The sequence below is a fragment of the Caproicibacter fermentans genome (genome assembly GCF_009746625.1).
In the GTDB taxonomy this organism is placed as follows: Bacteria; Bacillota; Clostridia; order Oscillospirales; family Acutalibacteraceae; genus Caproicibacter; species Caproicibacter fermentans.
This window is the reverse complement of the sequence record NZ_VWXL01000100.1, coordinates 78,971-91,569: the sequence shown is the minus strand read 5'-3', so window position 1 is coordinate 91,569 and position 12,599 is coordinate 78,971. Positions and strand designations below refer to the sequence as shown.

Genomic DNA, 12,599 nt, shown 5'->3' with positions numbered 1-12,599 from the left:
CCCCTAAGCAAAGGAGGAACGCACCGTGATACAACAACAGACATACCTCAACGTTGCCGACAATACCGGCGCGAAGCAGCTTATGTGCATCCGCGTGCTTGGCGGTACCGGCAGAAGGTACGCTAATATCGGCGATGTCGTTGTCGCGTCGGTCAAGAAAGCGGCGCCGGGCGGCACCGTGAAAAAGGGCGACGTGGTCAAGGCGGTGATCGTGCGCACCGCTTCGGGTGTTCGCCGCGAGGACGGGACCTATATCCGATTCGACGAGAACGCCGCCGTGCTCATCAAGGACGACAAAAATCCAACGGGCACACGTATTTTTGGCCCGGTGGCCAGGGAATTGCGCGACAGGGACTATTTAAAGATTTTAAGTCTTGCCCCTGAAGTGCTTTAATGGGAGGTGCTCGCTGATGATAAAAAAGATTCATGTTAAAACCGGTGACACCGTTATTGTTTTAAACGGCAAAGACCGCGGCAAGAAGGGCAAAGTCCTTCAAGTCAGCCCCAAAGAGGGTAAGGTCATTGTAGAGGGCATTAACATGGTGAGTAAACATGTAAAGCCCCGTAAAATGGGCGAGGAGGGCGGCATCGTGAAAGCCGAGGGCGCCCTGTACGCCTGCAAGGTTCAGCTTGTCTGCCCCCACTGCGGCAAAACCACCCGTGTCTCTCACAAGCTGTATGAGGACGGCACGAAGGAACGCATTTGCAAAAAATGCGGCGAAGCGCTGTAAGGAGGATAAACATGGCAAGGATGAAGGAGATATATCAGAGGGAAATCGCACCGTCGCTGATGAAGAAGTTTTCCTACAAAAGCGTCATGCAGATTCCCAAACTGGATAAGATCGTGATTAACATTGGCGCCGGCGAAGCCAAGGAAAATTCCAAGGTGATCGACTCCGCAATGAGCGACCTTTCCATTATTACCGGGCAGAGACCCGTTGTGACCACCGCGAAAAAGTCCGTCGCGAACTTTAAAGTGCGCGCCGGGATGAAAATCGGCGTCAAGGTTACGCTGCGCGGCGACAGAATGTATGAATTCGTGGACCGCCTTTTCAACGTGGCGCTTCCGCGCGTCAGGGACTTTCGCGGCATTAACCCGAATTCCTTCGACGGCAGGGGCAACTACAACATGGGCGTCAAGGAACAGCTGATTTTTCCGGAAATTGATTACGATAAAATCGACAAGGTCCGCGGAATGGACATCTGCTTTGTGACGACCGCGAAAACCGACGAGGAATCCAGAGAGCTTTTAACGCTGCTCGGCGCCCCGTTTGCGAAATAAGGAGGGATTCTTGTGGCCAAAACTTCTATGAAGGTCAAACAGAGAAGGGAACAGAAATTCTCTTCCCGTGAGTACAACCGTTGCAAAATCTGTGGCAGGCCGCACGCCTATCTTCGCAAATTCGGTATCTGCCGCATCTGCTTTAGGGAGCTTGCCTATAAGGGCGAGATTCCCGGCGTAAAAAAGGCGAGCTGGTAAAGAAGGAGGAGACGGCATGCAGATTACAGATACGATTGCCGATTTGCTTACCCGCATCCGCAATGCGAGTTCCGCGAAGCATGATTCCGTGGAGATCCCCGCTTCCAACATGAAAAAAGCGATTGTGCAGATTCTGGTGGACGAGGGTTATGTCCGGAACTATACGGTGATAGAGGACGGCAAGCAGGGAATCATCAAAGTGAACCTGAAATATGGCGAGGGAAAAACCACCGTCATTAACGGCCTGCGCAGAGTTTCAAAGCCGGGCCTTCGCATTTATTCCAACGCCGAGGAGCTGCCCAAGGTCATGAAAGGCCTGGGCATCGCGATCATCTCGACTTCCAAGGGAGTCATGACGGACCGCGAAGCCCGCAAGCAGAACGTGGGCGGCGAAGTTCTCGCGTTTATTTGGTAACAAGGGGGTGCAGCAATGTCGCGAATTGGAAGAAAACCCATAAATATTCCCGCCGGCGTCACCGTATCGGTTGACGGCAGCGTTGTATCGGTGAAGGGCCCGAAGGGGACCCTGACGCAGAGGGTTCATCCGAATATGACCGTCAGCGTTGAGGAAAACCTGATTCATGTGACCCGTCCCAACGATGAAAAAGAAAACAGATCCCTGCACGGCCTGACCCGTTCGCTCATTCACAATATGGTGGTCGGCGTAACGGAGGGCTTTAAGAAGGAACTGGACGTCAACGGCGTCGGTTACCGTGTTCTGAAGCAGGGGAAGAACCTGGTCATGAACCTCGGTTATTCCCATCAGGTAACGGTTCCGGAAGTGGATGGCATTACCATTGAATGCCCCACGGCGAACAAGATCGTGATCCTTGGCCCTGATAAGCAGCAGGTCGGGCAGTTCGCAGCTGAAGTCCGCGAGAAACGTCCGCCGGAGCCGTATAAGGGCAAGGGAATCCGCTACGCGGATGAACACGTCCGCCGCAAGGAAGGCAAAGCCGGTAAGGGCGCAAAGAAGTAATGAAGGAGTGAATCATAAATGGTGAATAAGGCTGACACCAACAAAGCCAGATTGAACCGCCACCGCAGAGTGCGCGGCAAGATTTCGGGCACGGCCGAGTGCCCGCGCCTGAATGTATTTCGCTCTACCAACAACATCTACGCCCAGGTGATTGACGATGTCAGGGGAGTAACGCTTGCCTCGGCTTCCTCACTGGACAAGGATTTTAATGGTAACGGCGGAAACAAGGAAGCCGCACGCAAGGTTGGCGAGCTGATTGCAAAACACGCCGTCGAAAAGGGCATTGAACAGGTCGTTTTTGACCGCGGCGGCTATCTTTACCACGGCCGCGTCAAAGAGCTGGCCGAAGGCGCCCGTGAGGGCGGCCTCAAGTTCTGACAAAGGAGGAGGAAAAACTTTTGGCTAGATTTGACGCATCACAAACGGAAATGAAAGAGCATGTGGTTGCCATCAACCGCGTTTCGAAAACCGTAAAGGGCGGCCGCATTTTCAAGTTCGCGGCACTGGTCGTTGTCGGCGACGGCAACGGAACCGTCGGTTTCGGCATCGGCAAGGCGGGCGAAGTTCCCGACGCGATTCGCAAGGGAATTGAAGACGCGAAAAAGAACCTGATCAAAGTTTCCATGCGCGGATCGACCATTCCGCATGAAATTATCGGCGCGTACGGCGCGGGCAGAGTCCTGATGAAACCCGCCGCACCCGGTACCGGCGTCATCGCCGGCGGCCCGGTCCGTGCGGTCGTGGAAGCCGCCGGCATCCGCGACATCCGTACCAAGGCGCTTCGGTCCAACAACCCGTGCAACGTCGTCCGCGCGACGCTGGACGGCATGAAAAAACTCCGCAGTGCGGAACAGGTCGCAAAAACGCGCGGTAAATCGGTTAAAGAATTATTTGCATAAGGAGGGCGCGCAGGATGGAACAGCTGAAAATCACGCTGGTCAAAAGCCTGATCGGCAGCAAGAAGGACCAGATTGCAACCGCCCGGTCCCTTGGTCTTACCAAAATCGGCGATTCATCGGTTCAGCCCGAAAATGAGCAGACCAAAGGTAAGGTGCAGAAAATTATCCACCTCATCGAGGTAAGCAAAGCGTAAGATAAGGAGGTGCGAATGTATGAAGTTACATGATCTAACTTCGGTACCGGGGTCCACAAAAGAGCCCAAAAGGATCGGAAGAGGGGCAGGCTCCGGCCAGGGTAAAACCGCGGGCAAAGGCCACAAGGGCCAGAAGGCGCGTTCCGGAGGCTCAATTCGTCCGGGCTTCGAAGGCGGCCAGATGCCTTTGCAGCGCCGCCTCCCGAAAAGGGGCTTCACCAATATTTTTGCCAGCAGCGTCAAGACTGTGAACGTAGGCACCCTCAACAAGTTTGAAGACGGCGCAACGGTCGACACACAGGCACTCATCGATGCGGGCATTGTCAAGGTTTGCTGCGACGGGGTCAAGATCCTCGGCAACGGCAAGCTGGAGAAAAAGCTGAATGTAAAGGTTTCTGCCTTCTCTGAATCCGCCAGGCAGAAGATCGAGGCCGCTGGCGGGAAGGCCGAGGTGATCTGAGGTGTTCAAAACCATCAAGAATGCCTGGTCGATTCCCGATCTCCGTCAAAAGATGCTCTTTACGCTGTTCATTATCGTCGTATTCCGTTTCGGCGCGGCCATCCCTGTACCGTTCTTGAACACGGACGCCCTGAAAGGATTAATGACGGAGGTCGGCAAGACCGGAACGGCGCTGAGTTATCTAGACATGCTGTCCGGCGGCGCCTTTGCAAACGCAACGCTGTTTGCAATGAGCGTTACGCCGTACATTAACAGTTCCATCGTCATCCAGCTTCTCACCGTCGCGATTCCGGCTCTGGAGCGCATGGCGAGGGAAGGGGAGGAAGGGCGAAAGCGCCTTGGTGCGATTACCCGTTATGTGGCAATCGTGCTGGCTCTGATTCAGGGGACCTCCTATTATTTCTATCTGCGCAACAGCTCCTATCAGGGAACTCCGATCGCAGAATACACACACGGCTGGCAGGCTGTGTTTGCCGCGTTCGTCATTATCATGACCTTCACGGCGGGCGCCGCGCTGATGATGTGGCTGGGCGAGCAGGTCAACCAGTTCGGCATCGGCAACGGAATTTCCATTCTGCTGTTCGCCGGCATTGTCGCAAGAATGCCGCACACAATCCAGACATTGGGCACTTTCTGGCAGGCCGCGTCTCAGGACCCGACCAGCTTCGGAAAGTATTACTTCCTGGTTCCGATGTTTGCCGTTCTGTTCCTCGTGATCGTGTGGGTCATCGTCTTTATGTATGACGCCGAACGCCGTATCCCCGTTCAGTACGCGAAGCGCGTGGTCGGGCGGAAAATGTACGGCGGGCAGAGCAGCCATATTCCGATCAAAATCGGAATGTCCGGCGTTATGCCGATTATCTTTGCCAGCTCAATCCTTGTGATTCCAAGCACTATTCAGCTCTTCATGGGCGACCGTGTTGCCACGGGATTCTGGAGAAGCTTCTTTGACGCGTTCTCTTCGACGGGATGGCTCTACTCGTTTTTGTACTTCCTTCTCATTATTCTCTTTGCATATTTTTATATGACAATTCAGTATAATCCCATTGAGATGGCCAATAATCTTCGTCAGAGCAACGGCACCATTCCCGGCATTCGTCCGGGCAAGTCGACCAGTGATTACATTGCCAGGGTCCTTTCCAAGGTAACCTTTATCGGCTCGCTGTTCCTTGCGTTTATTGCGCTGATGCCGATTATTTTCGGCGCGACAACCGGGATGAGCAATCTTTCGGTCGGCGGCACATCCATCCTGATTCTTGTCGGCGTAGCCCTGGAAACCGTAAAACAGATGGAATCACAAATGATGATGCGGCATTACAAAGGCTTCCTCGATTGATGAAGGAGTGGTTCATATGAATTTTATTTTTCTTGGCGCACCCGGAGCGGGGAAGGGGACCCAGGCGGAGGTCCTTTCCCGCGAAAAGGGAATTCCCACTATATCAACGGGCAATATCATTCGAAGCGCGCTGAAAAGCGGCACGGAGATGGGACTGCGCGCGAAGGCCTATACGGAATCCGGCAAGCTGGTTCCGGACGAGATCGTGATCGGAATTATCCGTGAGCGCCTCGCCGAACCGGACTGCAAGAACGGGTTTATTCTGGACGGCTTTCCGCGTACCATTCCCCAGGCCGAGGCTCTGGACAACATGGGCATCGTCATCGACCGGGTCATCGACATCGAGGTCTCGGAACAAACAATTCTTGCCCGGCTGTCCGGACGCCGTGTCTGCGAAAATTGCGGCGCCTCCTACCATGTGGTAAACAAAAAGCCAAAGGTGGAGGGCGTGTGCGACCTTTGCGGAGGCACCCTTGTTCAGCGCAAGGATGACCAGCCGGAGACGATTCAGGCGCGGCTGAAAGTATATCACGAGCAAACGGAACCTCTTAAGGCATATTATGAGAAACAAGGCAAGCTCCGCGTAGTGCAGGGCTGCGACATTGTTTCCGATACGACCCGGGCCGTACTCGATGCAATCGAGGCTTGATTTTATGATCGTTTTGAAAACTGCAAGAGAGCTTAAAATCATGAGGCAGGCGGGCCGGATCGCGGCGAACGCGCTGAAAGCAGCGGGTGCCGCGGTTGAGCCTGGCGTTTCCACGTGGGAAATCAGCCATGTGGCCCGCCGCACAATCGAGAAAGCGGGCGCGAAGCCCACATTCCTCGGGTACGGCGGATTTCCAGCCAGCGCCTGTGTTTCCGTAAACAATGTAGTCATCCATGGCATACCAAGCAAAAGACAGATCATCAGGGAGGGCGACATCGTCAGTATTGACGTCGGCGCGACCTATGAGGGTTTCGTCGGTGACAACGCCTTTACCTTTCCGTGCGGCAAGGTCAGCCGGGAGGCACAGGCCCTGATGGACGCGACGCGGGAAAGCCTTTACGAGGGCATCCGGGCCGCCGTGGCCGGAAACCGGCTCGGCGACGTCGGCAGCGCGGTTCAGCGGTATGCCGAAGCTCGCGGTTACTCGGTGGTACGTGATTTTGTCGGCCACGGAGTAGGCGCGAAGATGCATGAAGACCCCAGTGTTCCCAATTACGGCACCCCCGGAAGGGGCGTGCGCCTGTTGCCGGGCATGACCATCGCCATCGAGCCGATGGTGAATGAAGGAGTGGCGGGAGTACAGACGCTGGAGGACGGTTGGACGACCGTCACGGCGGATGGAAAGCTTGCTGCTCACTTTGAGCATTCCATTGCGATTACCCCGGACGGACCGGTCATTCTGACCGTTCCGGATTAAGGGGGCAGACATGGAATTCATCAGAGGACTGGTGGTCCGGTCCGCTGCCGGGCGTGACAAGGGCGGCTTTTTCGCGGTGCTTGGGGCACAGGCCGGTTCCGTCACCATTTGTGACGGAAAGCGGCGCAGCCTGCAGCACCCCAAGAAGAAAAATGTGATACACCTTTTTCCCACAAAAACGCTGCTGCCCGAACAATCATTGCAGACCAATCGTGAAATTCGACGGGCCCTTGCCGCTTTTGAAGCCGGGGACCGCTTTCCACAAGAGGAGGCACATGTATGTCGAAACAGGACGTAATTGAAACTGAAGGCATCGTTACCGAAGCCCTGCCGAACGCCATGTTTACGGTGGAGCTTCCCAATCACCACACGATTCTCGCGCATATTTCCGGCAAACTTAGGATGAATTTCATCCGCATTCTGCCCGGCGACAAGGTTACCATTGAGCTGTCGCCGTACGACCTGACGCGCGGGCGCATTACGTGGCGTTCGAAATAACTTGAAGATCTCTGCAAGGAGGGACCTCGAATGAAAGTCAGACCTTCTGTAAAGAAAATGTGTGAAAAATGCAAAGTCATTAAGCGCAAGGGTAAGGTCATGGTGATCTGCGAAAACCCCAAGCATAAACAGCGCCAGGGCTAAGGCGCAAACCTAACTAACAACGGAGGTGCAACCAGTATGGCGCGTATAGCAGGTATTGATCTGCCGAGGGATAAGCGCATTGAGATTGCTCTAACTTATATTTTCGGTATCGGCCGCAAGACGGCTACCCAGATCTGCGCGGAAGCAGGCATAGATCCGAACGTCCGTGTCAGGGATCTTTCGGAAGACGACGCGGCAAAAATCAGGGAATACATCGAGCATCACTGCCGCGTGGAAGGCGACCTTCGCCGCGACATCGCGTTCGATATCAAAAGGCTGATTGAAATCGGCTGCTACCGCGGTGTCCGTCACCGCAGAGGGCTTCCGGTCAGGGGTCAGCGCACGAAGACCAACGCGCGTACCCGCAAGGGACCGAGAAAGACCATGGCCAACAAGAAGAAATAATCTGGGAGGGATATCATAAATGGCAGCACAGAAAAACGCGGGAGCAAAAAAGGGTTCCAGTGTGCGCAGACGCCGTGAACGCAAGAATATCGATCGTGGCTCCGCTCATATTCAGTCCACTTTCAACAATACGATTGTTACCATTACCGACGTTCAGGGCAACGCGGTTTCCTGGGCAAGCTCCGGCGAACTCGGATTCAGGGGCTCCAGAAAATCCACTCCTTTTGCCGCCCAGACCGCAGCGGAAACCGCTGCGAAAGCGGCCATGGAACACGGCATGAAATCGGTTGAAGTATACGTTAAAGGCCCGGGCTCCGGGCGTGAGGCCGCCATCCGCGCGCTGCAGGGCGCCGGGCTGGAGGTCAGCATGATCAAGGACGTAACGCCGATTCCCCACAACGGATGCCGTCCGCCGAAGAGAAGACGCGTATAACCGATTTTTTAGGAGGTGCAACCAAAATATGGCAAGATATACAGATTCCGTCTGCAAGCTCTGCCGCAGAGAAGGCCAGAAGCTTTTTCTGAAAGGCGAAAGATGCTACGCGGACAAATGCGCGGTAACGCGCAGAGCATATGCGCCCGGCCAGCACGGCCAGGGCCGCAAGAAGACCTCTGAGTACGGCCTTCAGCTGCGCGCCAAGCAGACGGCGAAGCGCTACTACGGCGTACTGGAATCCCAGTTTTTGAAATATTATGAAATGGCCACCAAAAAGGAAGGCAAGACCGGCGACGAGCTGCTGATCCTTTTGGAGCGCAGGCTTGACAATATTGTTTACCGCCTCGGCTGGGCCAGCTCCAGAGCGGAAGCCCGCCAGCTTGTTGTTCACGGTCACTTTACCGTAAACGGCGGCCGTGTCGACATCCCGTCTTTCCTGGTGAAACCGGGCGATGTGGTTTCGATTAAGGACAAAAGCCGCAAGAGCGATAAATTCAAATCGGTGCTCGAGGCGAATGCTTCCCGTCCCGTGCCCAAGTGGCTTGACGTAAACCGCGAGACCCTGGAAGGCAAAATCCTTGCACTGCCCACGCGTGAAGAGATTGACCTTGCGGTTGACGAGACTCTCATTGTTGAGTTGTACTCCAAGTAACGTGTTCTGCAGCGCAGGAGCCATCACGGCAGATAAATTGATCCGCTACAGATCAAGGAGGGTCGCTAATGATCGAGATTGAGAAGCCTAAAATTGAGACGAATGAACTATCGGGCGACGGTACGTACGGCAAATTCATCGTCGAGCCTCTGGAACGGGGGTTTGGCACCACGCTGGGCAACAGCCTTCGGCGCGTACTTCTGTCGTCCTTGCCGGGAGTTGCGGTAACGTCGATCAAGATCGACGGCGTTCTGCATGAGTTTTCGACCATACCCGGCGTGAAAGAGGATGTCACCGAGATCATCCTGAATATCAAGGGACTGACGGCGAAGCTGCACTGCGACGGACCCAAAACGGTTGAGATTTGCGCCGAAGGGCCGTGTGAAGTGACGGCCGACTCAATCAAGTGCGACAGCGAGGTGGAAATCCTCAACCCGGACATGCACATTGCAACGTTGGGGGACGGCGCCAAACTGTATATGGAACTCACTTTGGACAAAGGGCGCGGCTATGTTTCCGCAGAGCGGAACAAGCAGAACATGAGCGCCAGCATTATCGGTGTGCTTCCCGTGGATTCCATTTACACTCCGGTTTATAAGGTGAACTATAACGTGGAACCGACCCGCGTCGGCCAGAGCATCGACTTCGACAAGCTGACGCTCGAGGTCTGGACCAACGGGGTGATCGGGGCTCAGGAGGCGGTTTCCCTTGCCGCGAAGGTCCTGACCGAACACCTGAATCTGTTTGTTGACCTGTCCGACAAGGGCAGCAGCACCGAGATCATGGTGGAAAAGGACGACAAGGGCAAGGAGAAAGTGCTTGAGATGACGATTGAGGAGCTGGACCTTTCGGTCCGTTCCTTCAACTGCCTCAAGCGCGCCGGAATCAACACGGTTGGCGACATCATCGGCAAGTCGGAAGACGACATGATGAAGGTCCGCAACCTTGGACGCAAATCCCTCGAAGAGGTTGTCTGGAAGATGGCCTCTCTCGGTTTCAATCTGCGCAAGGACGATGAATAGTCCTTTGCGGAACCTAAGGTAAAGGAGTGAACATTCGATGCCCGGAACCAGAAAACTCGGAAGAACCACCGACCACAGAACGGCTATGCTCAGGGCGATGGTAACCTTTCTTTTGGAAAAAGGTAAAATCGAAACAACGGTGACCCGCGCCAAGGAAGTCCGTTCCATGGCGGAAAAGATGATCACCATTGCGAAAGAAGATACTCTTGCCAATAAGCGCCTTGTAAACGGCTTTGTAACGAAGGAAGATGTTACCCACAAGCTGTTTGCTGAGATCGCGCCGAAATACGCCGAACGCAACGGCGGATATACACGCATTACGAAGATCGGACCCCGCCGCGGGGACGCAGCCGAAATGGCGATTATCGAACTTCTGTAATTCTTTGATTTAATAGAAAACCGGATGTACTCCGCATGGAGCGCATCCGGTTTTTTGTCATTCGCGGGAAAAAGCCCCGGGCGCCTTGAGGCGCAGCCGGTAAAAACAGGACTTTGCACGTATAGGAAGAACTCCCGGCTGTGCCGGGGATGGGAACTATTATTTGACATAAGAATTTATAAGTGCTATGGTTATTATGAAATAATCAAAAAGAGATGAGAACGGTGAAGAAAAAAGGGCTGCATATCTTGTCTATCTGCTTTTGCTACCGCTGCTGCTCATTTTGATGGCATTTGCCGAAAACGGGCTGCAGATGATGACGGCAAAGGCTTCCGCACGGTGCTTATGGGGCTGGAAGTTTTTTCTGACCGTTTTTTCTGCGGCGCTGATTACCCTTGATCTATTTCTGGCGCGCCGTGCGGATATTACAAAAAAATCCCTCTGCCTGATCAAACTGGCATATTCCGTATTTTTAATTGCGTTATGCGCGGCCCTGCTCCTGGGCCTTGCGCATCAGATCGTTCCCTACAAGCCGACGATGCTGACTCCCGCGCTGATTTTTGTCCCGTCTCTCCTGTATGCGGCCGGGTATCAGCTAACCACCTCATGTTATTTTTTGAAGAACGGAGGTCGGCGGTAGGCTTTCGGGACTAAATTGAGAGGAAAGGGATTTGCAGATGGAGTTCTGGATAGAAGCGTTGAAAAACGGATTTTTCATGTTTCTGGCCATTTTACTGATTGCATTGTTTTTCCGTATCTTTTCCGCCGTACTCGCCAAATGGGTGCGGTGGATCTCACGCTATCTTCGCTTGTTTCTGAAAAGAATGTTACGGCCCTCGTCGCTGTACCGATAGAAATTGGGGTACTTCCCGGCAGGCATGAAAACTAATTCGGGGAGCTGGTTCCAGAATCTGCCCGCTTCAGAATCATACAGAGTATTGCTGCGGCTGCGGGAGCAATTTTATATGAGGCGGGGATCTCCTTATTTGAAATTAACCGAAAGCAGCGGTCGACACGTAAATATTGTCACCGGACGCTCCTACTGCGTGTCGGGAGGAAAGAACGTCAATCGAAAAGGGAGCCGTTTCCCAAGTTGGGGAACGGCTCCCTTGCTGCGGCGAGGATACTTATTTGTTTTTTGCCGGAATCACGCGCGCGCGCACAATTTCCGGAAGCTGTTCCAGATGCTCGGCGGTGTCCTCGGTGACTTCTCCGGTCACGTCGAGAATCACATAGGCATAGTCCTTTTTCGCCTTGCTCTGCATGTTTTCAATGTTGATATTCGCGTTCGCCAGAATGCCGGACAGCTTGCTGATGACGTTCGGCACGTTCCTGTGGAACAGGCAGATGCGGGTAAAGCCGTTGCGCGCCATCGAAACGGACGGCAGGTTGACCGCGTTGCGGATATTTCCGTTTTCGAGATAATCGATCAGCTCGTCCGCGGCCATCCGCGCGCAGTTGTCCTCCGATTCGGGCGTGGAGGCGCCAAGGTGCGGAAAGGCGAGAACGTTTTCCACGCCAAGCAGGCTGTCGTCCGGAAAATCGGTCGCATAGGTGGCGACCTTTCCGGATTTCACCGCCGCCAGTACGTCCGGCCGGTTGAACAGCCCGCCGCGCGCGAAGTTGAGAAGATGAACGCCGTCTTTCATTTTAGAGATCGCTTCCGCGTTGATCATTTCTTTGGTATCGGGCAGCAGCGGCACATGGACGGTGATATAGTCGCTTTCCGCGTAAATGTCGTCCAGAGAATGCGCGTGCTTTACGGATCGGGAGAGCCCCCAGGCGGCGTCCACCGAGAGATACGGGTCGTAGCCGAGCACCTCCATCCCAAGAGAGTGAGCCGCGTTCGCGACCAGAATTCCGATCGCGCCCAGGCCGATGACGCCGAGCGTTTTTCCCTTGATTTCAGGGCCGACGAACTGGCTTTTGCCTTTTTCGACCAGTTTGCCGACCTCGTCCCCTTTGCCTTTCAGGGTTTTTGCCCATTCAATTCCCGACACGATCCTTCGGGAGGACATCAGCAGCCCGGCGAGAACCAGCTCCTTGACCGCGTTCGCGTTTGCGCCGGGGGTGTTGAACACGACGATTCCCTTTTCGCTGCACTTGTCGATCGGGATATTGTTAACCCCCGCTCCGGCGCGGGCAACCGCCAGCAGGTTTGCCGGCAGCTCCATTTCGTGCATCGAGGCGGAGCGGACCAGAATTGCTTCCGGGTTTTCCACGCTGTCGGAGCAGCTGTAGTTTTCGCCGAAACGGCTGGTCCCGACGGGCGAGATTTTGTTCAGGCACTTAATCTGGTACATGGGTTG

23 protein-coding genes are annotated in these 12,599 nt (G+C 54.5%); 22 read left to right on the top strand and 1 reads right to left on the bottom strand.

The genetic code is table 11. The annotated features are described in order from the left end of the window. Positions 1-25: 25 nt before the first annotated feature. From rplN to CAFE_RS16835, 22 genes are all read left to right on the top strand, one after another. Positions 26-394 (top strand): 50S ribosomal protein L14, encoded by a 369-nt coding sequence (rplN, locus tag CAFE_RS16940; protein ID WP_066650235.1) that lies wholly within the window; start codon positions 26-28, stop codon positions 392-394. A 19-nt stretch (positions 395-413) separates the two neighbouring features. After that, entirely contained in the window at positions 414-731 is a 318-nt protein-coding gene (rplX, locus tag CAFE_RS16935; protein ID WP_330594086.1) for a 50S ribosomal protein L24, read from the top strand. An 11-nt stretch (positions 732-742) separates the two neighbouring features. Beyond that, positions 743-1,282, top strand: a complete 540-nt coding sequence (gene rplE, locus CAFE_RS16930; RefSeq protein ID WP_156991270.1) for a 50S ribosomal protein L5 — start codon at positions 743-745, stop codon at positions 1,280-1,282. A 12-nt stretch (positions 1,283-1,294) separates the two neighbouring features. Further along, the gene (locus tag CAFE_RS16925) at positions 1,295-1,480 is read left to right on the top strand and encodes a type Z 30S ribosomal protein S14 (protein WP_066650243.1); all 186 of its coding nucleotides are present in this window, start codon (positions 1,295-1,297) and stop codon (positions 1,478-1,480) included. 16 nt (positions 1,481-1,496) lie between these two features. Beyond that, positions 1,497-1,895: a 30S ribosomal protein S8 gene (gene rpsH, locus CAFE_RS16920; protein WP_066650244.1), complete on the top strand. Its 399-nt coding sequence runs from the start codon at positions 1,497-1,499 to the stop codon at positions 1,893-1,895. Between the two features lie 15 nt (positions 1,896-1,910). Next, positions 1,911-2,459, top strand: coding sequence for a 50S ribosomal protein L6 (rplF, locus tag CAFE_RS16915; protein ID WP_066650245.1), 549 nt, complete (start codon positions 1,911-1,913; stop codon positions 2,457-2,459). 18 nt (positions 2,460-2,477) lie between these two features. After that, positions 2,478-2,837 (top strand): 50S ribosomal protein L18, encoded by a 360-nt coding sequence (rplR, locus tag CAFE_RS16910; RefSeq protein ID WP_066650246.1) that lies wholly within the window; start codon positions 2,478-2,480, stop codon positions 2,835-2,837. Positions 2,838-2,857: 20 nt separating this feature from the next. Further along, the gene (gene rpsE / locus CAFE_RS16905) at positions 2,858-3,358 is read left to right on the top strand and encodes a 30S ribosomal protein S5 (protein WP_066650247.1); all 501 of its coding nucleotides are present in this window, start codon (positions 2,858-2,860) and stop codon (positions 3,356-3,358) included. 14 nt (positions 3,359-3,372) lie between these two features. Beyond that, the gene (rpmD, locus tag CAFE_RS16900; protein ID WP_066650249.1) at positions 3,373-3,552 is read left to right on the top strand and encodes a 50S ribosomal protein L30; all 180 of its coding nucleotides are present in this window, start codon (positions 3,373-3,375) and stop codon (positions 3,550-3,552) included. A gap of 19 nt (positions 3,553-3,571) precedes the next feature. Beyond that, positions 3,572-4,012: a 50S ribosomal protein L15 gene (rplO, locus tag CAFE_RS16895; protein WP_066650251.1), complete on the top strand. Its 441-nt coding sequence runs from the start codon at positions 3,572-3,574 to the stop codon at positions 4,010-4,012. A 1-nt stretch (position 4,013) separates the two neighbouring features. Further along, entirely contained in the window at positions 4,014-5,348 is a 1,335-nt protein-coding gene (gene secY / locus CAFE_RS16890) for a preprotein translocase subunit SecY (RefSeq protein WP_066650256.1), read from the top strand. A gap of 16 nt (positions 5,349-5,364) precedes the next feature. Beyond that, positions 5,365-5,997 (top strand): adenylate kinase, encoded by a 633-nt coding sequence (locus CAFE_RS16885; RefSeq protein ID WP_156991269.1) that lies wholly within the window; start codon positions 5,365-5,367, stop codon positions 5,995-5,997. 4 nt (positions 5,998-6,001) lie between these two features. Next, complete coding sequence (gene map / locus CAFE_RS16880) at positions 6,002-6,754, top strand: type I methionyl aminopeptidase (protein ID WP_066650261.1); 753 nt, start codon at positions 6,002-6,004, stop codon at positions 6,752-6,754. 10 nt (positions 6,755-6,764) lie between these two features. Further along, the gene (locus CAFE_RS16875; RefSeq protein ID WP_066650265.1) at positions 6,765-7,052 is read left to right on the top strand and encodes a KOW domain-containing RNA-binding protein; all 288 of its coding nucleotides are present in this window, start codon (positions 6,765-6,767) and stop codon (positions 7,050-7,052) included. Beyond that, the gene (gene infA, locus CAFE_RS16870; RefSeq protein ID WP_066650266.1) at positions 7,034-7,252 is read left to right on the top strand and encodes a translation initiation factor IF-1; all 219 of its coding nucleotides are present in this window, start codon (positions 7,034-7,036) and stop codon (positions 7,250-7,252) included. Before CAFE_RS16875 ends, infA begins: the two co-directional genes overlap by 19 nt. 30 nt (positions 7,253-7,282) lie before the next feature. Continuing rightward, entirely contained in the window at positions 7,283-7,396 is a 114-nt protein-coding gene (gene rpmJ, locus CAFE_RS16865) for a 50S ribosomal protein L36 (protein ID WP_066650268.1), read from the top strand. Between the two features lie 36 nt (positions 7,397-7,432). After that, positions 7,433-7,801 carry a 30S ribosomal protein S13 gene (rpsM, locus tag CAFE_RS16860; RefSeq protein ID WP_066650269.1) on the top strand — a complete coding sequence of 123 codons (369 nt, stop codon included), beginning with the start codon at positions 7,433-7,435 and terminating at the stop codon, positions 7,799-7,801. 19 nt (positions 7,802-7,820) lie between these two features. After that, a complete protein-coding gene (gene rpsK / locus CAFE_RS16855) occupies positions 7,821-8,234 on the top strand; it encodes a 30S ribosomal protein S11 (RefSeq protein ID WP_156991268.1) in 414 nt (137 codons plus the stop codon). A 28-nt stretch (positions 8,235-8,262) separates the two neighbouring features. Beyond that, the gene (rpsD, locus tag CAFE_RS16850) at positions 8,263-8,889 is read left to right on the top strand and encodes a 30S ribosomal protein S4 (RefSeq protein ID WP_066650271.1); all 627 of its coding nucleotides are present in this window, start codon (positions 8,263-8,265) and stop codon (positions 8,887-8,889) included. Positions 8,890-8,957: 68 nt separating this feature from the next. Further along, complete coding sequence (locus CAFE_RS16845; protein ID WP_066650272.1) at positions 8,958-9,911, top strand: DNA-directed RNA polymerase subunit alpha; 954 nt, start codon at positions 8,958-8,960, stop codon at positions 9,909-9,911. A 37-nt stretch (positions 9,912-9,948) separates the two neighbouring features. Then, positions 9,949-10,290, top strand: coding sequence for a 50S ribosomal protein L17 (gene rplQ, locus CAFE_RS16840; RefSeq protein ID WP_066650273.1), 342 nt, complete (start codon positions 9,949-9,951; stop codon positions 10,288-10,290). A gap of 286 nt (positions 10,291-10,576) precedes the next feature. Further along, complete coding sequence (locus CAFE_RS16835) at positions 10,577-10,930, top strand: hypothetical protein (RefSeq protein ID WP_156991267.1); 354 nt, start codon at positions 10,577-10,579, stop codon at positions 10,928-10,930. Positions 10,931-11,417: 487 nt separating this feature from the next. On the opposite strand, the gene CAFE_RS16830 is transcribed toward CAFE_RS16835, so the two are convergent. Beyond that, entirely contained in the window at positions 11,418-12,593 is a 1,176-nt protein-coding gene (locus CAFE_RS16830) for a phosphoglycerate dehydrogenase (RefSeq protein WP_066650275.1), read from the bottom strand. Positions 12,594-12,599 lie beyond the last annotated feature (6 nt).

Bases quoted from the DNA above. Each gene is read 5' to 3' on its own strand.
- rplF (WP_066650245.1), top strand. From the start codon at position 1,911: ATGTCGCGAATTGGAAGAAAACCCATAAATATTCCCGCCGGCGTCACC.
- CAFE_RS16835 (WP_156991267.1), top strand. From the start codon at position 10,577: ATGGCATTTGCCGAAAACGGGCTGCAGATGATGACGGCAAAGGCTTCC.
- rplR (WP_066650246.1), top strand. From the start codon at position 2,478: ATGGTGAATAAGGCTGACACCAACAAAGCCAGATTGAACCGCCACCGC.
- rplE (WP_156991270.1), top strand. From the start codon at position 743: ATGGCAAGGATGAAGGAGATATATCAGAGGGAAATCGCACCGTCGCTG.
- rplO (WP_066650251.1), top strand. From the start codon at position 3,572: ATGAAGTTACATGATCTAACTTCGGTACCGGGGTCCACAAAAGAGCCC.
- rpsD (WP_066650271.1), top strand. From the start codon at position 8,263: ATGGCAAGATATACAGATTCCGTCTGCAAGCTCTGCCGCAGAGAAGGC.
- rpsM (WP_066650269.1), top strand. From the start codon at position 7,433: ATGGCGCGTATAGCAGGTATTGATCTGCCGAGGGATAAGCGCATTGAG.
- map (WP_066650261.1), top strand. From the start codon at position 6,002: ATGATCGTTTTGAAAACTGCAAGAGAGCTTAAAATCATGAGGCAGGCG.
- CAFE_RS16845 (WP_066650272.1), top strand. From the start codon at position 8,958: ATGATCGAGATTGAGAAGCCTAAAATTGAGACGAATGAACTATCGGGC.
- CAFE_RS16885 (WP_156991269.1), top strand. From the start codon at position 5,365: ATGAATTTTATTTTTCTTGGCGCACCCGGAGCGGGGAAGGGGACCCAG.
- CAFE_RS16830 (WP_066650275.1), bottom strand. From the start codon at position 12,593: ATGTACCAGATTAAGTGCCTGAACAAAATCTCGCCCGTCGGGACCAGC.
- CAFE_RS16875 (WP_066650265.1), top strand. From the start codon at position 6,765: ATGGAATTCATCAGAGGACTGGTGGTCCGGTCCGCTGCCGGGCGTGAC.
- rpmJ (WP_066650268.1), top strand. From the start codon at position 7,283: ATGAAAGTCAGACCTTCTGTAAAGAAAATGTGTGAAAAATGCAAAGTC.
- rpmD (WP_066650249.1), top strand. From the start codon at position 3,373: ATGGAACAGCTGAAAATCACGCTGGTCAAAAGCCTGATCGGCAGCAAG.
- rpsH (WP_066650244.1), top strand. From the start codon at position 1,497: ATGCAGATTACAGATACGATTGCCGATTTGCTTACCCGCATCCGCAAT.
- rplQ (WP_066650273.1), top strand. From the start codon at position 9,949: ATGCCCGGAACCAGAAAACTCGGAAGAACCACCGACCACAGAACGGCT.
- rpsK (WP_156991268.1), top strand. From the start codon at position 7,821: ATGGCAGCACAGAAAAACGCGGGAGCAAAAAAGGGTTCCAGTGTGCGC.
- infA (WP_066650266.1), top strand. From the start codon at position 7,034: ATGTCGAAACAGGACGTAATTGAAACTGAAGGCATCGTTACCGAAGCC.